General features: G+C 61.4%; 18 protein-coding genes. All 18 read left to right on the forward strand.

The genetic code is table 11. The features are described 5' to 3' along the window. Positions 1–2 precede the first annotated feature (2 nt). The 18 genes from flgC to IMX18_RS05090 all read left to right on the forward strand — a co-directional run bounded on the left by flgC (position 3) and on the right by IMX18_RS05090 (position 20,522). Entirely contained in the window at positions 3–446 is a 444-nt protein-coding gene (gene flgC / locus IMX18_RS05005; RefSeq protein WP_003257260.1) for a flagellar basal body rod protein FlgC, read from the forward strand. Positions 447–461: 15 nt separating this feature from the next. Continuing rightward, on the forward strand, positions 462–1,166 hold the full coding sequence (flgD, locus tag IMX18_RS05010) for a flagellar hook assembly protein FlgD (protein WP_003257261.1): 705 nt from the start codon (positions 462–464) through the stop codon (positions 1,164–1,166). A gap of 31 nt (positions 1,167–1,197) precedes the next feature. Beyond that, positions 1,198–2,553, forward strand: a complete 1,356-nt coding sequence (flgE, locus tag IMX18_RS05015) for a flagellar hook protein FlgE (RefSeq protein WP_015271242.1) — start codon at positions 1,198–1,200, stop codon at positions 2,551–2,553. A 72-nt stretch (positions 2,554–2,625) separates the two neighbouring features. Beyond that, a complete protein-coding gene (locus tag IMX18_RS05020; protein WP_015271241.1) occupies positions 2,626–2,811 on the forward strand; it encodes a hypothetical protein in 186 nt (61 codons plus the stop codon). Between the two features lie 273 nt (positions 2,812–3,084). Continuing rightward, positions 3,085–3,825 carry a flagellar basal body rod protein FlgF gene (locus tag IMX18_RS05025; RefSeq protein ID WP_015271240.1) on the forward strand — a complete coding sequence of 247 codons (741 nt, stop codon included), beginning with the start codon at positions 3,085–3,087 and terminating at the stop codon, positions 3,823–3,825. Positions 3,826–3,872: 47 nt separating this feature from the next. Further along, complete coding sequence (gene flgG, locus IMX18_RS05030) at positions 3,873–4,658, forward strand: flagellar basal-body rod protein FlgG (protein ID WP_015271239.1); 786 nt, start codon at positions 3,873–3,875, stop codon at positions 4,656–4,658. 50 nt (positions 4,659–4,708) lie between these two features. Next, positions 4,709–5,404, forward strand: coding sequence for a flagellar basal body L-ring protein FlgH (flgH, locus tag IMX18_RS05035; RefSeq protein WP_015271238.1), 696 nt, complete (start codon positions 4,709–4,711; stop codon positions 5,402–5,404). 12 nt (positions 5,405–5,416) lie between these two features. Continuing rightward, complete coding sequence (locus tag IMX18_RS05040) at positions 5,417–6,526, forward strand: flagellar basal body P-ring protein FlgI (RefSeq protein ID WP_015271237.1); 1,110 nt, start codon at positions 5,417–5,419, stop codon at positions 6,524–6,526. Between the two features lie 11 nt (positions 6,527–6,537). Continuing rightward, the gene (gene flgJ / locus IMX18_RS05045) at positions 6,538–7,692 is read left to right on the forward strand and encodes a flagellar assembly peptidoglycan hydrolase FlgJ (protein WP_054573091.1); all 1,155 of its coding nucleotides are present in this window, start codon (positions 6,538–6,540) and stop codon (positions 7,690–7,692) included. A 12-nt stretch (positions 7,693–7,704) separates the two neighbouring features. Next, positions 7,705–9,738 (forward strand): flagellar hook-associated protein FlgK, encoded by a 2,034-nt coding sequence (flgK, locus tag IMX18_RS05050; protein ID WP_054573092.1) that lies wholly within the window; start codon positions 7,705–7,707, stop codon positions 9,736–9,738. 13 nt (positions 9,739–9,751) lie between these two features. Further along, positions 9,752–11,335 carry a flagellar hook-associated protein 3 gene (locus tag IMX18_RS05055; protein WP_173895923.1) on the forward strand — a complete coding sequence of 528 codons (1,584 nt, stop codon included), beginning with the start codon at positions 9,752–9,754 and terminating at the stop codon, positions 11,333–11,335. Between the two features lie 76 nt (positions 11,336–11,411). Further along, positions 11,412–14,978, forward strand: a complete 3,567-nt coding sequence (locus tag IMX18_RS05060; RefSeq protein ID WP_054573094.1) for a glycosyltransferase — start codon at positions 11,412–11,414, stop codon at positions 14,976–14,978. 279 nt (positions 14,979–15,257) lie between these two features. Next, positions 15,258–16,031, forward strand: a complete 774-nt coding sequence (rfbF, locus tag IMX18_RS05065; RefSeq protein WP_054573095.1) for a glucose-1-phosphate cytidylyltransferase — start codon at positions 15,258–15,260, stop codon at positions 16,029–16,031. After that, complete coding sequence (gene rfbG, locus IMX18_RS05070; RefSeq protein WP_054573096.1) at positions 16,013–17,095, forward strand: CDP-glucose 4,6-dehydratase; 1,083 nt, start codon at positions 16,013–16,015, stop codon at positions 17,093–17,095. The genes rfbF and rfbG overlap by 19 nt, the downstream gene beginning before the upstream one ends. Beyond that, complete coding sequence (locus tag IMX18_RS05075; protein WP_054573097.1) at positions 17,092–17,652, forward strand: dTDP-4-dehydrorhamnose 3,5-epimerase family protein; 561 nt, start codon at positions 17,092–17,094, stop codon at positions 17,650–17,652. The genes rfbG and IMX18_RS05075 overlap by 4 nt, the downstream gene beginning before the upstream one ends. After that, on the forward strand, positions 17,649–18,875 hold the full coding sequence (locus tag IMX18_RS05080) for a class I SAM-dependent methyltransferase (RefSeq protein ID WP_054573098.1): 1,227 nt from the start codon (positions 17,649–17,651) through the stop codon (positions 18,873–18,875). Before IMX18_RS05075 ends, IMX18_RS05080 begins: the two co-directional genes overlap by 4 nt. Then, a complete protein-coding gene (locus IMX18_RS05085; protein ID WP_054573099.1) occupies positions 18,872–19,750 on the forward strand; it encodes an NAD-dependent epimerase/dehydratase family protein in 879 nt (292 codons plus the stop codon). The genes IMX18_RS05080 and IMX18_RS05085 overlap by 4 nt, the downstream gene beginning before the upstream one ends. A 34-nt stretch (positions 19,751–19,784) precedes the next feature. Continuing rightward, on the forward strand, positions 19,785–20,522 hold the full coding sequence (locus IMX18_RS05090) for a cephalosporin hydroxylase family protein (protein WP_054573100.1): 738 nt from the start codon (positions 19,785–19,787) through the stop codon (positions 20,520–20,522). Positions 20,523–20,543 lie beyond the last annotated feature (21 nt).

The following is a 20,543-nucleotide window of genomic DNA, read 5'->3' on the forward strand; positions in this document are numbered from 1 at the left end:
TCATGTCCCTTTCCAGCGTCTTCAACATTGCCGGTAGCGGCATGAGTGCGCAGAACACGCGCCTGAACACCGTTGCTTCCAACATCGCCAACGCCGAGACCGTGTCTTCGAGCATCGATCAGACCTACCGCGCCCGCCACCCGGTGTTCGCCACCACCTTCCAGGACGCACAGGCCGGCGGCAGCCAGTCGCTGTTCGAAGACCAGGGCGAAGCAGGGCAGGGCGTGCAGGTAAAAGGCATCGTCGAGGATCAGAGCAATCTGGAGGCCCGTTACGAGCCCAACCACCCGGCGGCGAACAAGGACGGCTACGTCTACTACCCGAACGTCAACGTGGTTGAAGAGATGGCTGACATGATCTCCGCCAGCCGCGCGTTCCAGACCAACGCCGAGCTGATGAATACGGCCAAGGCCATGATGCAGAAGGTCCTGACCCTCGGTCAGTGATAAGGAAACCAGAGCATGGCAATCGATACCAACGGTGTGAACCTCAACGACGTGCTCGCGGCGTCGGGTGTAGGCACCAGCACCAAGAAGACCACGGACACCGCATCCAAGACCGGCAACGACTCGCTCGGCAAGGACGCGTTCCTGCAGTTGCTGGTCACCCAGATGCAGCACCAGAACCCGCTGGACCCACAGGACAACGGTGAGTTCGTTGCCCAGTTGGCGCAGTTCAGCAGCCTGGAAGGCATTACCTCGCTGAACGAATCGGTCAACTCCATCACCAGCGCCATGGCCTCGTCCCAGGCCCTGCAGGCGTCGTCGCTGGTCGGGCGTTCGGTGGTAGTGCAGAACGACAAGGCCGTGGTCGACACCGCAGAAAGCTTCAATGCGCAGTTCGTCGTGCCGCAAGCCATCGGCGAAGCGAAGATCACCATCAAGGACAAGGACGGCAATACCGTCAAGACCATCGAGCTGGGCGAGCAGAAAGCCGGTTACGCCGATTTCATCTGGGACGGTACCAACAGCAGTGGTGAGAAAGTCGATCCTGGTACTTACACCTTCACTGCCACCACCACGGTGGATGGCAAGTCGGTGCAGATGAACACGCTGTTGCCAGCCAAGGTGACCAGCGTCAGTTTCAGTGCCGCCGGCGAAATGGTGCTCAACCTCGCCGGTGTTGGCAAAGTGTCCCTCTCCGACGTGCAAACCATCGGTATCTAAGGCCCGCTAGAGCGGCAAAAGGAGCGAATTCATGTCTTTCAATATCGGCCTTAGCGGTCTGTACGCAGCAAACAAGCAACTGGATGTCACCGGCAACAACATCGCCAACGTCAACACCAATGGCTTCAAGTCGTCGCGTGCCGAGTTCGCCGATGTCTATGCAGGTTCCAACCGCCTGGGTGTTGGCAAGAACCAGGTGGGTAACGGCGTGCGCCTGGCAGCGGTTTCCCAGCAGTTCACCCAGGGTGACGTCAACACCACCGGCAACGTGCTGGATATGGGGATCCAGGGGCAGGGCTTCTTCGTGCTGTCCGATAACGGCTCGCGCGTGTACACCCGTGCGGGTGCTTTCCAGGCCAGCAAGGACAACTTCGTGGTTACCTCGGACGGCCTGCGCCTGCAGGGCTATGCCGCCGACTCGACTGGCAAGATCCAGAAGGGCGTGCTGACCGATTTGCAGATCGATACGTCGGCGCTGCAGCCAAAGGCAACATCGCTGATCGACCAGGGCATCAACCTGAATTCTTCGGCCGCCGACATCCCGTTGGAAGTGGACGATGGCACTGGCGTGATGGTGCCGAACCTGCCGTTCGATCCTTCCGATCAGACGACTTACACCAAGTCTTTCCCGACCAAGGTGTACGACAGCCAGGGTAACGAGCACACCATGGAGCAGTTCTATCGCAAGACTGGCACCAATGAGTGGACCATGTACACCCTGGTCGATGGGCGCAACCCGTTTTCCCCATCCTCCACCGTGCCGCTGACTGGCACCATCAGCTTCAATAGCGATGGCTCGGTCAAGAGCATGACTGCGGACAATACCGGGCACCCGGCGGGCTCGTCGTTCACCGTGACCAACAATACCTTCACCATGACTGGCTGGGTGCCGGCGGTGGAGGATTCTGCGGGTAACTGGATCTCCAATGGCGCGGTAGGCAATGCCGATGGCATGCGCCTGGCGATGAACAGCACCACTTCCTACAACACCGAGACCGCGCGCATGTCGCAGTCTCAGGACGGCTACGCGACCGGTATCCTGTCGAGCCTGAGCATCGACTCGACGGGTGTGCTGTTCGCCAGCTTCAGCAACCAGCAATCCCGCGCCATTGGCCAGGTGGCCCTGGCCAGCTTCGCCAACGAGCAGGGCCTGCAGCAGATTGGTGGTACCCGCTGGACCGAAACCTACACCTCCGGCATCCCAGGCATCGATGCACCGAAGACAGGTACCCTGGGCAGCGTCGAGTCCAACGCGCTGGAAGGCTCGAACGTGAACCTGACTCAGGAATTGGTCGAGCTGATCAAGGCGCAGAGCAACTACCAGGCGAACGCCAAGACTATCTCCACTGAAAGCACCATCATGCAGACCGTCATCCAGATGGCCTGATGGTTGCTGGCTGAGTGTATGTGGGCGAACCCCTTTGTCATGAAGGGGGTCGTCGTCTTTGCCGGAGGGGTCATGAAAAGGCTGGTTGTCACATTGGTCGCTGCTTTCTGCCTGTACCAGGCCCAGGCCGGTACCGCGCCCTGGTGGCGCTGGGAAAGCCAGGTGGACGGGCGCCTGGTCTGCTCGCAATGGCCGCCGGGGGATGGCTGGAAGAAGTTCGCCGGCCCCTACAGCAACGGCGCTTGCCGCGAGCCTTGAATAAACCTGTACTGGCCTCTTCGCGGGTAAACCCGCTCCACAGGTGTCGCGCTGTGCCTGTGGGAGCGGGTTCACCCGCGAAGAGGCCGGTACAGGTTTGCCGTCATCGGCAACCAAGCGCCGGATAACCGGCGTCCAACACGTCGACTGCCCCCTCGAAAGCCCGTATCCACGGGCTTTTTCATGATTTCGCAAAGTTGGTTCGGAACTTGCTTTCTAGCTCGCATAGCAACGGCGAGCGGCAAACGACCGCCAGTGCAATGGAGGATGACTGTGGACAAGATGCTTTACGTGGCCATGACCGGCGCGAGCCAGAATGCGCTGGCCCAGAAGGCGCACGCCAACAACCTGGCGAACATTTCCACCAACGGTTTCCAGCGAGACCTGGAGCAGGCCCGCTCGATGCCGGTGTTCGGCGACAGCTTTCCGTCGCGCGCCTTTGCCATGACCGAGCGCCCGGCCACCGACTTCAGCGAAGGTCCGATGGTGGAAACCGGCCGCGATCTGGATGTGACGGTGACCGGCAAGGGCTTCATCGCCGTGCAGGCGCCCGATGGCAGTGAAGCCTACGTACGCACCGGCAGCCTGAACATCGATGCCCTTGGTGTGCTGCGTGCCGGCAACGGCATGCCGGTGATCGGCAACGGCGGCCCGATTGCGATTCCGCCAGAGCAGAAGGTCGAAGTCGGCGCCGATGGCACCATCAGCATCCGCTCCATGGGGGAAGACCCGCGCGTGATGGCCGAAGTCGACCGCATCAAGCTGGTCAACCCCGATACCAAAGGCCTGACCAAGGGCCTGGATGGCCTGATCCATACCCGCGACGGCCAGCCGGCAGACGCCGACGTCAACGTGCGGGTGGTGTCGGGCTTCCTGGAAGGCAGCAATGTCAACGCCGTGGAAGAAATGACCTCGGTGCTGGCGCTGTCCCGTCAATTCGAACTGCACGTGAAGATGATGAACGCGGCCAAGGAAGGCGACGAAGCCATGGCGCGTGTTTTGCAAATCGGCTAATCACTTTTGAACGAGTGCCGTAAAACAGGCGCACGAGGAGAACTTACATGCTTCCGGCTCTTTGGGTCGCTAAAACCGGCCTGTCCGCCCAGGACACCAACCTGACGGTCATCTCCAACAACCTGGCCAACGTCTCGACCACCGGCTTCAAGCGTGATCGCGCCGAGTTCCAGGACTTGCTGTACCAGATCAAACGCCAGCCGGGCGCGCAGTCCACCCAGGACAGCGAGCTGCCTTCCGGCCTGCAGGTCGGTACTGGTGTGCGCATCGTCGGCACCCAGAAGAACTTCCAGACCGGCAGCCTGCAAACCACGGAAAACCCGCTGGACATGGCGGTCAACGGCCGTGGTTTCTTCCAGGTATTGCAGCCGGACGGCACCGTTTCGTATACCCGTGACGGTACCTTCCACCTGAACTCCGACGGCCAGATCGTCACCGCCAACGGTTTCGCCCTGGAACCTGCCATCGTCGTGCCGAACGACGCGCAGACCTTCACCGTCGGCCAGGACGGCACCGTGTCTATCACCACCGCCGGCAACCCGGCTGCGCAGGTGATCGGCAACATCCAGACCGCCGACTTCATCAACCCGGCCGGCCTGCAGGCGATTGGCGACAACCTGTTCCTCGAAACCGCCGCCAGTGGCGCGCCGCAAGTCGGCACCCCGGGCCTGAACGGTTTCGGCACCACCCTGCAGCAGACCCTGGAAAACTCCAACGTCAGCACCGTGGAAGAGCTGGTGAACATGATCACTACCCAGCGTGCCTACGAGATGAACTCCAAGGTCATTTCCACGGCTGACCAGATGCTGTCGTTCGTTACTCAACAGCTCTGAAGCAGGCAGCTCTAACCCCGTCACTCCGTTGCACCCGTGAGGTAAGCGTCATGAATCGTCTGTTGTCCGTTTTCGCCCTGGGGGGGGCGGTGTTGCTGGCAGGTTGCGTCGCGCCGACGCCCAAGCCCAACGACCCGTACTACGCGCCGGTACTGCCGCGCACCCCGTTGCCGGCAGCGGCCAACAACGGTTCGATCTACCAGGCCGGCTTCGAGCAGAACCTGTACAGCGACCGCAAGGCGTTCCGGGTGGGTGACATCATCACCATCACCCTCAACGAGCGCACATCGGCCAGCAAGAACGCCGGCTCGCAGATCCAGAAAAACAGCAACGCCAACATCGGCCTGACATCGTTGTTCGGCACTACGCCGAACACCAACAACCCGTTCGGCAGTGGTGACCTGTCGCTGGAGGCCGGCTACAGCGGCGAGCGCGCCACCAAGGGCGACAGCAAGGCCACTCAGGGCAACACCCTGACCGGTTCCATCACCGTGACCGTGGCCGAAGTGCTGCCCAACGGCATCATCGCCGTGCGCGGCGAGAAATGGCTGACCCTGAACACCGGCGAAGAGCTGGTGCGCATCGCCGGCATGATCCGCGCCGACGACATCGCCACCGACAACACCGTGCCGTCCACTCGCGTGGCCGACGCGCGCATCACCTATTCCGGTACCGGCTCGTTCGCCGATGCCAGCCAGCCCGGGTGGCTGGACCGCTTCTTCATCAGCCCGCTTTGGCCTTTCTGAGTACGGATGACCATGTTCAACGTGAGGCAGCTGATTGCCGCAACCCTGCTCCTGTCCTGTGCCTTCGGCGCCCAGGCCGAGCGCCTGAAGGACATCGCCAGCATTTCTGGCGTGCGCTCCAACCAGCTGATCGGTTACGGCCTGGTGGTGGGGCTCAATGGCACGGGTGACCAGACCACCCAGACGCCGTTCACCCTGCAGACCTTCAACAACATGCTGTCGCAGTTCGGCATCAAGGTGCCGGCCGGCTCCGGCAACGTACAGTTGAAAAACGTTGCGGCAGTGTCGGTGCATGCCGACCTGCCGGCGTTCGCCAAGCCAGGCCAGGTGGTGGACATTACCGTGTCCTCGATCGGTAACTCCAAGAGCCTGCGCGGCGGCAGCCTGCTGATGACCCCGCTCAAGGGTATCGACGGCAACGTCTATGCCGTGGCCCAGGGTAACCTGGTGGTGGGCGGCTTCGATGCCGAGGGCCGTGACGGTTCGAAGATCACCGTCAACGTTCCGTCGGCCGGTCGTATCCCTGGCGGTGCTACCGTCGAGCGTGCAGTGCCGAGCGGCTTCAACCAGGGCAACAGCCTGACCCTGAACCTCAACCGCCCCGACTTCACCACTGCCAAGCGCATCGTCGACAAGGTCAACGACCTGCTCGGCCCGGGCGTGGCCCAGGCCGTGGACGGCGGTTCGGTACGGGTCACTGCGCCGATGGACCCGAGCCAGCGCGTGGACTACCTGTCGATCCTCGAGAACCTCGAGATCGACCCGGGCCAGGCGGTCGCCAAGGTCATCATCAACTCGCGCACCGGCACCATCGTCATTGGCCAGAACGTCAAGGTGTCGCCGGCCGCGGTGACCCACGGCAGCCTGACCGTGACCATTACCGAAGACCCGATCGTCAGCCAGCCGGGGCCGTTCTCCAATGGGCAGACCGCCGTGGTGCCGCGCTCGCGGGTCAACGCCGAGCAGGAAGCCAAGCCGATGTTCAAGTTCGGCCCGGGCACCACGCTGGATGAAATCGTCCGTGCGGTGAACCAGGTGGGCGCAGCGCCCAGCGACCTGATGGCCATCCTCGAAGCCCTGAAACAGGCCGGCGCCCTGCAGGCCGACCTGATCGTGATCTGAGGACGGCGCGGATGAACAGCAAAAGCCTGGTTTCCGGCAGCGCCGACAGCGGCGCCTACACCGACCTCAACCGCCTGAGCTCGCTCAAGCATGGCGATCGCGACAGCGACGCCAACGTGCGCAAGGTGGCCCAGGAGTTCGAGTCGCTGTTCATCAGCGAAATGCTCAAGGCCTCGCGCAAGGCCAGCGACGTGCTGGCCGACGACAACCCGATGAACACCGAAACGGTGAAGCAGTACCGCGACATGTACGACCAGCAACTGGCCGTGAGCATGTCTCGCGAAGGCGGCGGTATCGGGCTGCAGGACGTACTGGTGCGCCAGCTGTCGAAGAACAAGGGCACGCCGGCCAACACCAGCCCGTTTCCGCGCATCGAGGGCAATGCCCCGACGCTGTGGGGCAACAAGGTGGCCGAGCCCGTGCATGCCGCCCAGTCGACCGCCACCCGCAACGACGTCGCCGCGCTCAATTCGCGACGCCTGGCGCTGCCGAGCAAGCTCACCGACCGCCTGATGGCCGGCATCGTGCCGTCGGCGGCCAGCACCAATACCGCAGCCGTGCAGGCCCGTGACGGCCAGCAAGTGGCCAAGGCCTTCGCCGTGCCGGACAACGGCCTGCGCATCCTCGGGCGCGCCGTGGCCCAGCCACCGCTGGCACCGAAAAAGGCCTTTGCCGACAGCGACGAGTTCGTCGCCACCATGCTGCCGATGGCCGAGCAGGCGGCCAAGCGCATCGGTATCGACCCACGCTACCTGGTGGCGCAGGCCGCCCTGGAAACCGGCTGGGGCAAATCGGTCATGCGCAACACCGATGGCAGCAGCAGCCACAACCTGTTCGGCATCAAGGCAACCGGCAACTGGGAAGGTGGCGAGGCGCGGGCGATCACCAGCGAGTTCCGCGATGGCCAGTTCGTCAAGGAGACGGCGGCGTTCCGCTCCTACGATTCCTACCAGGACAGCTTCCACGACCTGGTCAGCCTGCTGCAGAACAATTCGCGCTATCAAGATGCGGTGAAGGCCGCCGATAAACCAGAGCAGTTCGTGCAAGAGTTGCAAAAGGCCGGGTACGCCACCGACCCGAATTACGCCAGCAAGATCTCGCAGATCGCAAGACAGATGAAGTCGTACGAGCACTACGCAATGCTCGGTACCGCAACGAAACTTTAAGGGCATGGAACCATGGCGAGTCTGATCAACATTGGTATGTCGGGGCTTGGCGCCGCGCAATCGGGGATGTACACCCTCGGTAACAACATCGCCAACGCCGATGTCGAAAGCTACTCGCGCCAGCAGAACGTGCAGAAGACCAAGGGCGGGCAACAAGTCGGCCAGGTGTTCATCGGCAGCGGTACTACCCTGGCGGATGTGCGCCGGGTCTATAACGCGTTCCTCGAGAACCAGCTGCGCAGCACCACCTCGCTGAGCAGCGATGCCACCTCGTACCTGAACCAGATCACGCCGCTGGATACCGCCCTTTCGAGCAGCGACACCGGTATCACCGCTGCACTGAAAAGCTTCTTCAGTGCGATGCAGGATGCTGCGGCCAAGCCGAGCGAGGACGCCTCGCGCCAACTGCTGCTGACCAGCGCGCAGTCCCTGGCCAAGCGCTTCAATACCCTGTCGGCGCAGCTCAACCAGCAGAACAGCGACATCAATGCCAACATGGCGTCGATCGCTGACAAGGTCAACGCCCTGACCCAGTCGATTGCCGACCTCAACGGCCAGATCTCCAAGATGACGGCCGTCAATGGCCAGCCCAACGACCTGCTCGACCAGCGCGACGGTGCGGTGCGCGAATTGTCGGCGCTGATCGGTGCCGACGTTGTAGAGCAGAAGAACGGCAACTACGACATCTACCTGAAGAACGGCCAGGCCCTGGTGCTGGGCAACACCACCCAGACCATCGGCGTGCAGCCGAGCGCCACCGACCCGACCCGCATGAGCCTGATCCTCAATCGCGGCTCGACCAAGATGGACATCACCAGCACCACTACCGGTGGTGAACTTGGCGGCCTGATCCGCTACCGCAAGGATACCCTCGACCCGGCGCTCAACGAGCTCGGTCGCGTGGCCCTGGTAGTAGCCGATGCGATCAACAGCCAGCTGGCCCAGGGCATCGACAAGAACGGTGACTTCGGTGCCACCCTGTTCGGCGATATCAACAGCGCCGCTGCCATCAGCCAGCGCAGTGTCGCCAAGACCGGCAACAGCACCGGCTCCGGCAACCTCGATGTGACCATCAAGGACACCGGCAAGCTGAGCACCAGCGATTACCAGGTGACCTTCACCAGCGCCACTGGCTACAGCGTGCGCAAGTTGCCGGAAGGCACCGACATGGGCAGTTTCGACCTCACCGACACGCCGCCTCCGGTGATCGACGGGTTCACCCTGTCGCTCAATGGTGGCGGCCTGAGTGCTGGCGACAGCTTCAAGATCACCCCGACCCGCAATGCCGCCGCAGGCATCGACACTGTCCTGACCGACCCGAAGCGCCTGGCCTTGGCTTCGCCGCTGACCGCCACCAGTGGATCGGGCAACAAAGGTACCGGCGTCATCACCCAGCCGACGCTGACCTCGGAAATGGACATCTACGATGCCGCCCAGCGTTCGCAATTGCAGACTGGCCTGAAGTATTCGACCCCGGTCAAGCTGGTGTTCGGCGATGACACCAGTTCGCCCCAGGCCTACAAGATGTACGACGCCAAGGGCACCGAAATCGGCAGTGGCACCATCGTGCCGGGGCAGGAGAACAAGTTGCAGCTGTCGGTGCCGATGGTCGATGGCAGCGGCAATTCGCTGGGTGGCAATTTCACCTTCGAGATGAGCGTTTCCGGCGCGCCGAAGAACGGCGACAGCTATACCGTGGCGCTGAGCGGCGCAGGTTCGGCGGACAACCGCAACGCCTTGTCGGTGATCGACCTGCAGACCAAGTCCACGGTCGAGGTTGGCGCCAACGGCAAGGGCATCAGCTTCACCGATGCCTACGCCAAGCTGGTCTCCAATGTTGGCGGCAAGGCCGGCCAGGCGCAGATGGACAGCGATGCCACCACTGCCCTGCATGCCTCGGCAGTGGAAAGCCGCAACGGCCTGTCGGGTGTGTCGATCGATGAAGAGACCGGCAACCTGGTCAAGTTCCAGCAGTACTACACCGCGTCGTCGCAGATCATCAAGGCGGCCCAGGAAACCTTCGCCACCCTGATCAACAGTCTTTAAGGAGCCGTAGATCGTGAGCGTACGCATCTCTACTTCGCAGTTCTACAACACCAACCAGGCCAACTACCAGAGCAACTTCGCCAAGACGGTGAAGAGCCAGCAGGAGGCAAGCGATGGCATTCGCGTGCGTTCGGCCAAGGATGACCCGGTGGGTGCGGCGCGTCTGCTGCAACTGGAACAACAGCAGAACATGCTGAAGCAGTACAGCGGCAACATCGTCAACGTACGTAACGCCCTGGGCACTGCCGAAAGCACCCTGAACTCCATCGGCACCATCCTGCAGCGGGTCAACGAGCTGGCGGTGAGCTCTGGCAACGGTACGTTCACCGATGCCGACCGCAAGGCCAACGCCGACGAACTGGCGTCGCTGGAAGACCAGCTGTTCTCGTTGATGAACAGCAAGGACGAGAACGGCAAGTACATCTTCTCCGGTTCCAAGGGCGATACCCCGCCTTACGCGCGCAATGCCGATGGCACCTACAGCTACCAGGGCGACCAGGGCAAGCTCAACCTGCAGGTGGGTGACATGCTCAGCCTGGCGGCCAATGAAACCGGCTACGACGCCTTCGAGCAGGCGCTCAACACCAGCCGTAGCCAGACCAGCCTGACCGCGCCGGCCACCGACGATGGCCGCGTCAGCCTGTCCAACGGCCAGGTCTCCGGCAACAGCCTGTACAACGATCGCTTCCGCAGTGGCGAGCCATACACCATCGAATTCCTCAGCAGCACCGAATACAAGATCACCGATGTCGACGGCAATGACGTCACGCTCGAGGCCAGCCAGGGCGGCAAGTTCGACCCCAATGGCGACAACACCAGCATCAGCTTCCGCGGTGTCGATCTGCGCCTGGACATCACCTTCAAGGATGGCGACAAGGGTAATGAAGATGCTGCTATCGCAGGGCATACGTTCAACCTGAGCTCCAAGGCCGATGAGGTTTCCGGCACCCGCAGCCCTGGCAATACCTCCTCCGAGCAGGTGACGGGCGCGACCATCACCGATCAGGCTGCCTACAAGGCCGCTTTCCCGTCAGGGGGGGGCGTGCTCAAGTTCACCAGCAGCTCGACGTTCGAGCTGTATGCAACTCCGGTTACTGCCAATAGCCGCCCTATAGCGTCTGGGGCGCTCGGCGGGGCGAGTGGCACTACCGCGACAGCGGCTGGCGTCAGTTTCGAATTGTCGGGCGCGCCAAGTGCGGGCGATTTGTTTGCGGTCAAGGTCGATACCCACCAGACCCAGAACCCGCTGGACACCATCAGCAAGCTGCGTACCGCATTGACCACGCCGATGGATAATGATCCGGTTGCTCGACAGAACTTCCTGGCTTCGCTGGATTCGGCCGTGGGTAACATTACCAGCGCTATCAATCAGGTTTCGTCGTCCGTCAGCGCCATCGGTGGCCGTGGACAGGCGCTGGACGTTCAGTCGGAGACCAACGAGGCGCTGAGTACCGAGAACATCAAGACTCAGAGCTCGATCCGTGAAAGCGACCCGGCAGAAGTGATGCTGCGCCTGCAGATGCAGACCAACATGCTGCAAGCTTCGCTGCAAGCGTATGCGAAAGTCGCCGGGCTTTCGCTGGTCAACTACATCTGATTCTTTCCCCTCCTGTTTCAACTTCGCTGTGTCAGTGTGCCCGCTCTGACGCAGCCCCTTTTCTCAAGGCTCCAACGTGAACGAACAACCCCTCGTCAGCATCCTCATTCCTGCCTACAGCGCGCGCTTTTTCGCCGTGGCGTTGCAGAGCGCGGTGGGGCAATCCTACGAGAACCTCGAGGTCCTGGTCTGTGATGACAGTGAAGGGGATGAGATCGAAACGATCGTGCGTTGCGTTGAAGAGCAGAGCGGTAGGGCGGTGCGTTATGTTCGTAACGAGCGTCGCCTCGGGTTTGTCGGCAATCTGGTCCAAGCTGTGCAGATGGCATCTGGCGAGCTGGTCAAGGTGTTGTGTGACGATGACCGGCTGATGCCGCTATGCGTGGCGCGCCAGGCAAAGTGTCTGGCAGATGATAGCGAGGTCAGCTTGGTTCTCGCTCAGCGCATGTTCGTCGACGAGAACAGCTATGTGCTGCCGATGCGCTTGGCCAATGCCCGGTTTGTTGACACCGACAGCCTGTTCAATGGCAACGACATATTGTCGATCCTGAACGATAGCCCGGCTAATTTCCTCGGCAACTTCTCCTCAGCGATGATGCGGCGTGAGCAGGTCTTGAGCTTCTTGTGCGCATTGACGCAGGATGAGCAGGGGTTCGTGGCATTGCTGGATATGGTGCTCTTCTGCTGTTTGATGCGCACCGGGCAGTTGATGCTGCTCGGCGATGTCCTGGTGATTGAACGCCTGCATGCCCAGCGCTTGAGCAAACAGTCAGCGGTGAGGGCATCGCTCGTGCGCGAATGGGGCTGGCTGCGTCAGATGCTGGAGCAGCGTGGTGGCGAGCAAGCCCCGGCGCAAGGGTGGGTACGTTATCGGGCACTGTCGGACACCTCGCTCATGCCGGGTCAATGGCGCGAGATGAATCTGGTGTTGCTGTTGGGCAACTGGCAGCAGACCATGCGTTGCCGTATCGGTAGTGACAGTGAAAGTTACGCCGAGCTTTACCAGGCCTGGGTGGATGAGCGTCAACTGAGTGCTGCACAGCTCAAGCAGCTGCCCCGTACCTTCGAGTCCTGGCCCCGCAAACCCCGAGTTGCCGTAGTGATACTGGATCTGGCCGGTAGCCTGGATGAGCTCAGTCAGACTGTGTACAGCGTTCAGGCGCAGTGCTACGCAGCCCAGGATTGCGTTGTGTTATCTGATGTCAAAGGCTGTGTGTGGTCGGGGGTTGCTCAGCATGCGCTGGAGGGGGACTGGGTCGGCCAGATCAATCGAGTCGTAGCCGCTTTGCCTGAAAGCGATTGGGTCTACCTGTTGCATGCGGGTGACAGGCTTGTCGACGCCGCGTTGCTGTTGCTGGCGGAGCGCATCGCCGTCATGCCGGGGTTGGGCTGTATCTACAGCGATGAAGATACTTGGGTGGATGGCGCGCTCTGCGAGCCGATTTTCAAACCTGCTTTCAACATCGACCTGATGCGTAGCTATCCGTACGTCGGGCGTACTCTAGCTTTCGATCGAGCAGCGTTCGCTACGCTGGGCGGCCTAGATTCACGTTTTGCAGACCTGGCGGCGCATGATCTGCTCTGGCGGTTGGTGGAGGCCAAAGGCCCTCAGGCAGTTGAGCATATTGCCGAGATTCAGGTGCATTCGACCCTCGGATTTGCGCAGTGGCTGTCGCAAGATTCGGTAATTGCCCAGAGCGAGCCCGTGCTTCACGAGCACTTGAATCGTCTGGGTGTCGCTCACCAGATACGCCACGATGAAGTGCCTGTACTTAACCGAGTCGACTATCTGCACACCGAGCAGCCACTCGTCACGCTTGTGCTGCCCTGTAACCAGCCGTTTCAGATAGTTCAGCGCTGCGTCATGTCGGTGCTGGAGCAGACCACGTATTCGCGCTATGAATTGGTACTGGTCGCGGCTGATGATATCGAGCCCGCTGCAGGCAACTGGCTTCATGCAATGGCCGAGGTGGGCGGCGCGATACTTCGGGTATTGCGTTTGAGTGGGGCTGCCGATGTCGGGCGGATGATCAACGAAGCCGCTAAGACAGCGCGCGGCGATTACCTGCTGATGCTTTCATCGGGGCTGCAAGTCCGCGAGAGCCAATGGCTAGGTGAGTTGCTCAACCATGCTCAGCGTCCAGAGGTGGCAATCGTGGGCGCCAAAGTGGTGGATGTGCATGACAGAGTCGTTCACGCAGGCCTGGTTCTAGGCGGCAGTGGTGGCGTAGGGCTGGTATGTGCGGGTGAAGAAGGACAAAGTCGAGGCTATTTGCAACGTCTGCAGGTCACTCAGAACTGGAGTGCGGTGGCAGGTGACTGTCTGATTGTGCGCAAGTCAGTTTTTGACGCATTAGATGGTCTGGATCTCACCCAGTTTTCCGCAGGGTTGGGTGAAGTCGATCTGTGCCTGCGCGCGAGAAGCCTGGGTTATCTGGTCGTCTGGACGCCCTATGCGTGTTTGTATGCGATTGGAGCAGCCTCTGGCGAGCCTCACGCAAACGCGACGTTCGAGCAGCAGTCGGTCTTTTTCGAGCGTTGGCGTTCGTTGGTCGTGCGCGATCCCGCATATAATCCTAACCTGGGGCTGGGGCGTGTCAATTTCGACCTGGATGCCAGCCAGCAAGGCAGTTGGGACCCGTTCTGCGCGCGGACGCTGCCTTCGGTGCTCGCTTTACCTGTGAACGCCTCGGCAGTTGGCGCGTATAGGGTCACCGAACCGTTCGCCCGTCTGGAGGCTGGCGGGCGTATTGTCGGACGGGTTTCGTACGAGTCCCCGGATACCGTCCAACTCGCCCGCATGAATCCCGATATCATCGTGGTGCAGTTGCGGCATAACGAAAACTCGGTCAGCGACCTTGAACGGCTGGCCAGGTTTTCCAGTGCGCGGCGTATCTACGAGATCGACGACTATGTGCTCAAGGCGCCGAAGAAGAACAAGCATGCCCGTAACAAGCCGGCAGATATCGAGCAGCACCTGCGCCGCGCAATCGGGTTGTGTGATCGTGTCGTCGTTACCACCCAGGCGCTGGCAGATGCGCTGGGCTCGATGCACAGTGATTTCCGCGTAGTCCCGAACATGCTCGACCCGGAGGTCTGGTGCGCTTTCAAGTGCGAGAGGGCAACGGCCTCGAAACCACGTGTGGGTTGGGGTGGCGGCACCAGTCATTCGGGTGACCTGGAAATCATTGCTGAAACAGTTCGGCTTTTGGCGGATGAGGTTCATTGGGTGTTCTTCGGCATGTGCCCAGATGAGCTTCGCCCGTACGTGCATGAGTTTCATCCACCGGTAGCCTTGGCCAACTATCCGGCCAAGCTTGCCAGCCTGAATCTGGATCTGGCCCTGGCCCCGCTGGAGTTCCATATCTTCAACGACTGCAAGAGCAACCTGCGCTTGCTGGAATACGGCGCCTGTGGTTACCCGGTTATCTGTACCGATACCGAGGCGTACCGCGGTTATTTGCCTTGCACGCGGGTGTATGGCAACAGCACCAAGGAATGGGTCGAAGCGATTCGCTCGCATCTCGCAGACCCGGCCTCCAGTTATCGCATGGGGGATGAGTTGCGCGAGGCGGTGATGCGTGATTTCGTTTTGCGCGATGACAACCTGCGCCATTGGGAGTGGGGCTGGTTGGCGGATTGATACGGCTTTCTGGTCACCGTGATAGCGCTCTGTGTATTGTGATAAGGCTGCCTTATGGCCCTTTCGGTTTGCTGCTCTGTTAAACGTCAGTGTGTCGTTGCGGGCAGTCATCTTTCATGGCCGGCGCCGCTGCCGGAAAGGCCTGCGTTGTCTACCACATCGGATTAAAAAACTGTTGGCCCTTTAAGCGGGTTGGCGCATTTCCTGCAAATACCCATCGATATCGCCATAAATCCTTCACCCGGGCGGACCTGGGGCGCGAAGCACATGAGGAAATCGATGAAGGCAGTCATTCTGGCGGGTGGGCTCGGCACGCGTATCAGCGAAGAGTCACACCTCAAGCCCAAACCGATGATCGAGATCGGTGGCAAGCCAATTCTTTGGCACATCATGAAGCAGTATTCGGCGCACGGCATCCACGACTTCGTGATCTGCCTCGGCTACAAGGGGTACGCGATCAAGGACTTCTTCGCCAACTACTTCCTGCATACCTCCGACGTCACATTCGACATGCGTGCCAACCGTATGGATGTGCATCAGAACTACAGCGAGCCATGGCGTGTGACGTTGGTGGATACTGGTGACGATACCATGACCGGTGGCCGCTTGCGTCGTGTTGCCAGATACCTGGAAGACGAGGAGTCGTTTTGCTTCACCTATGGTGATGGCGTCTCTGATCTGAACATCGGTGCGTTGGTTGACTTCCATCTCGGTCACGGCAAACTCGCCACTGTCACAGCGGTACAGCCGCCAGGTCGATACGGAGCACTGGAGCGCGAGGGCGACCGGGTGCGAGGTTTCAGCGAGAAACCGCGCGGTGATGGAGGTTGGATCAATGGTGGCTTCTTCGTGCTCTCTCCCAAGGTCATCCCCTATATTGTCGGTGATGCTATGCCGTGGGAGGCCGAACCGTTGGCCACCCTGGCCCAGCAAGGCCAGCTGATGTCGTTCGAGCACGACGGCTTCTGGCACCCCATGGATACCTTGCGCGACAAGAACCACCTCGAACAGTTGTGGAGCAGCGGGGAGGCGCCATGGAAACAGTGGGCTTGAGTCCCGCGTTCTGGGCCGGTAAGCGCGTCCTGGTCACTGGTCACACTGGTTTCAAGGGCAGCTGGCTGGTGCTCTGGCTGCAGAGCCTGGGCGCTCAGGTCACCGGTTTCGCCCTCGACCCATCGACCGAGCCGAACCTGTTCGATCTGGCACGGGTTGGCGAGGGCATCGATGATCGCCGTGGTGATGTGCGTGATCTTGGCGTTCTGCTGGAACTGGTCGCCGAAGTGCAGCCGGAAATTGTCTTGCACCTGGCAGCCCAGCCGCTGGTGCGTGAAGGGTACCGCGACCCGTTGGGCACCTATTCGAGCAATGTCATGGGGACCCTCAATCTGCTAGAGGCCGTGCGGCAGGTAGGCGGCGTGCGCGCCTGCGTGGTGGTGACCACCGACAAGGTCTACGCCAACCAGGAGTGGGTCTGGTCGTACCGCGAGAACGAAGCGCTCGGTGGTCATGATCCGTACAGCAGCAGCAAGGCCTGCTGCGAGATTCTTGCACAGTCCTACGCGGCGTCATTCTTCCCTGCCGAGCGGTACGCCGACCATGGCCTGAGCCTGGCAACCGCACGCGCCGGCAATGTGCTGGGCGGAGGAGACTTCTCGCCCGATCGGCTGATCCCCGACGTGCTCAAGGCGTGGTCTGCTGACGAGCAGGTGACGCTGCGTTTCCCCCAGGCGGTGCGCCCTTGGCAGCATGCCCTGGAGCCGCTGGCCGGATACCTGCTGCTGGCCGCCAGCCTATACGAGCAGGGCCAGCGCTATGCAGGTGCATGGAACTTCGGCCCGGGTGACGACGACATGCGCAGTGTCGGTGAGGTGGTCCAGTTGCTGGCTGGGCAGTGGCCTCTGGCCCCAGGGGTCAAGGTCGAGACGAGCGACCTGCACGAAGCCGGGCTGCTACGCCTGGACAGCTCTCGAGCCCGCCAGCTGCTTGGCTGGCGACCACGCTGGACGCTCAACGAATGCCTGGAGCGAACCCTAGGCTGGCACCTGGCCTGGCGTAAGGGTATGGACATGCGTGCAGTCTGTCTGACCCAGTTGAGCTTGTATCAGGAGTCGTTGTGAGCGAGTACACCTTGCACCCCTTGCCATTGCAGGGCCTAGCCCGCGTCGATCATCGCCGCCATGAGGATGCCCGTGGTGCATTCTCGCGGCTTTACTGCGAAGGCAGCCTGGAGCGTTTCGGAGCGCCGTTCCACATCCGCCAGATCAACTGCTCGCTGACTCGCGGGCGCGGTAGCGTGCGCGGTTTGCATTATCAGGTCGGGCCGCAGCCGGAGAGCAAGTACATCACCTGCCTGCAGGGTGAAGTGTGGGACGTGGTGGTTGACCTGCGTGCCGATTCGCCGACCTTCCTGCAATGGCATGCCGAGCACCTCAAGGCCGGTGAGGGCAATAGCTTGCTGGTACCTGCCGGTTTCGCCCACGGTTTCCAGGCGCTGAGCGACGATGCCGAGCTGCTTTACCTGCACAGCGCCGACTATGCCCCGGAGCATGAGGGTGGTCTGTCGGTGCTTGACCCGCGCTTGGCCATCGCCTGGCCGTTGCCCGTGATCAACCTCTCGGCCCGGGATGAAATGCATCCTTGGCTGGACAGCCGCTTTACCGGAGTGACCGTATGAATTGCCGTGGTTGTGGCAGCGCCCTGCACCTGCCGTTGATCGATCTGGGCACAGCGCCGCCTTCCAACGCCTACCTGCGTGCCGAGCAACTGGCCGGGGCTGAACAGTGGGTACCGTTGAAGGTGTCAGTGTGCGAGCAATGCTGGCTGGTACAGACCGAGGATTATACCCGCGCCGAGCAGCTGTTCGATGCGGACTATGCCTACTTCAGTTCCTATTCCAGTTCCTGGCTGGGCCATGCCGAAGCCTATGTGGCTGGTATGGCCGAGCGCTTCGCGCTGAGCGCCGACAGCCGTGTGGTGGAGATCGCTGCCAACGATGGCTACTTGTTGCAGTACGTCGCCCGGCGCGGTATTCCCTGCCTGGGGGTCGAGCCGACCCGCAGCACTGCCGATGCGGCGCGTGCCAAAGGACTGGAGATCCGCGAAGTGTTCTTCGGTCGCGACGTGGCGACGCAACTGGTGGCCGAAGGCTGGAGTGCCGACCTGATGGCGGCCAACAACGTGCTCGCCCATGTGCCGGACATCAATGACTTCCTCGGTGGCTTCGCCACCTTGCTTAAGCCGACCGGCGTGGCCACGTTCGAATTCCCGCATTTGCTGTCGCTGATCGCCGAGCACCAGTTCGATACGCTTTATCACGAGCACTATTCCTATTTGTCGCTTACGGCGGTGCAGATCCTCTGCCAGCGCAACGGCCTGGAAATATTCGACGTGCAGGAGCTGCCGACTCACGGTGGTTCACTGCGGGTGTTCGTGCAACGCACTGATGGCCAGCGCCGTACGGTGGAGCCGGCCGTCACCGGCCTGCTGGCGCTGGAGAACGACGTGGGCGTGCGCAGCGCTGGCTTCTACTCCACCTTGGCGCCTGCCGCCGAGCGTATCAAGCTGCAGCTGCTGCGTTTCCTGCTCGACGCCAAGGCTGCTGGCAAGCGCGTGGTGGGTTACGGCGCTGCCGCCAAGGGCAACACCTTACTCAACTATGCCGGGGTCAAGGCTGACCTGTTGGCCTGGGTGGCCGACACCAGCCCGCACAAGCAGGGCAAGTTCCTGCCTGGTAGCCGCATTCCGATAGTGGCGCCCGAGCGCCTGGCCGAGGAACAGCCGGACTATGTGCTGGTGCTGCCGTGGAATCTGCTGCACGAAATCAGCGAGCAGCAGGCCGGCATCCGTGAGTGGGGCGGGCAGTTCGTCATCGCCGTCCCCGAGTTGACCGTGCTATGACCGCATTGCATGTACTGGTAACCGGCGCCACTGGTTTCGTTGGCCGCCATCTGGTGGCCGAACTGCTGGCCCGCGGTTGTCGCGTGCGCGCCTTGGCGCGTGACGTCGAGCGCGCACGGGGCATGGCGTGGTTCGACCAAGTGGAGTTCGTTGCCGGTGACCTGCAGTTGGCCGACGCCGCAGCGGTGGCCAGTTGGGTCGATGGTATCGACGCCCTTGCTCACCTGGCCTGGCCGGGACTGCCCAACTACCAGGCGCTGTTCCATCTGGAGCAGAACCTGATGGCCGACTACCGCTTCATCAAGCACGCGGTCGAGGCTGGTGTACGACAGGTGCTGGTCACCGGCACCTGCTTCGAGTACGGGATGCAGAGCGGCCCGCTGGACGAACAATGTCCGGCGCGCCCGACCAACCCCTATGGCTTGGCTAAGCACAGCCTGCACCAGTTCCTCCAGGCATTGCAGTTGCATCGGCCATTCACTCTGCAATGGGCGCGACTGTTCTACCTGTATGGTCAGGGGCAGAACCCCAACAGCCTGCTGGCAGGGCTCGATCGAGCCATTGATAGCAGCGAGGCATCGTTCGCCATGTCCGGTGGCGAGCAGTTGCGCGACTTTCAGCCGATTACCGATGCCGCCCGCCAGTTGGCTGGTGTGTTGCACTGTCGCGAATTCTCAGGGGTGGTCAATTGCGCCAGTGGTCAGCCGGTTGCAGTGCGCAGTCTGGTCGAGCAGCGTCTGCGTGAGCGAGGAGCCAGCCTGAGCCTGAATCTTGGTTATTACCCTTATCCAACCCATGAGCCGATGGCGTTCTGGGCGGTGACCGATCGTTTGCAGCGCATGCTGCAATCCACTATCGAGCCCTTGCACCGCTGACGCTGTCGGGCCAACACTTTTCAAGAGGCTGCAAATGAGCGACAAAACGCCACTACAGGTATTCGCCGAAGAATGCCAGGCCGAGATCCGTGCCCAAGGCAACGATGCGGCGCTGGGCGAACTGGCCCAGGTCTTCTACAACGAATCGGCCAAGCACAAATACACCTACCACTTCAGCTGGATGGGCCGCCCGATCATCCAGCTGCCCCAGGACATGGTTGCCATGCAGGAGCTGATCTGGAAACTCAAGCCTGACTTGATCATCGAATGTGGCATCGCTCATGGCGGTTCGATCATCTATTACGCGTCGATGATGGAGTTGGTGGGGCATGGTGAGGTCCTTGGCATCGATCGCGATATCCGTCCACATAATCGCGAAGCCATCGAAAGTCACCCAATGTTCAAGCGTATCAGCATGATCGAAGGCTCCAGCATCGACCCGGCCGTTGTCGAGCGGGTGCGGATGCTGGCCGAGGGCAAGAAGGTCATCGTCGTGCTCGATTCCAACCACACCCACGACCACGTGCTGGCCGAACTGCGCGCCTACGCGCCGTTAGTGTCGCAAGACTGCTACTGCGTGGTGATGGATACGGTGGTCGAGGACATGCCTGCCGATGCCTTCCCTGATCGGCCATGGGGTGTTGGCGACAACCCGCGCACTGCTGTGTGGGCTTACCTGAAGGAAACCGAGGACTTCGTCATCGATGCCGAAATCCACGACAAGCTGCTGATCACCGTGGCGCGTGATGGCTACCTGCGCCGAGTGCGCTGAACCAACCAACAGGCAGAAGCA

Origin of the sequence: Pseudomonas shirazica (assembly GCF_015168335.1) — a bacterium.
In the GTDB taxonomy this organism is placed as follows: Bacteria; Pseudomonadota; Gammaproteobacteria; order Pseudomonadales; family Pseudomonadaceae; genus Aquipseudomonas; species Aquipseudomonas asiatica.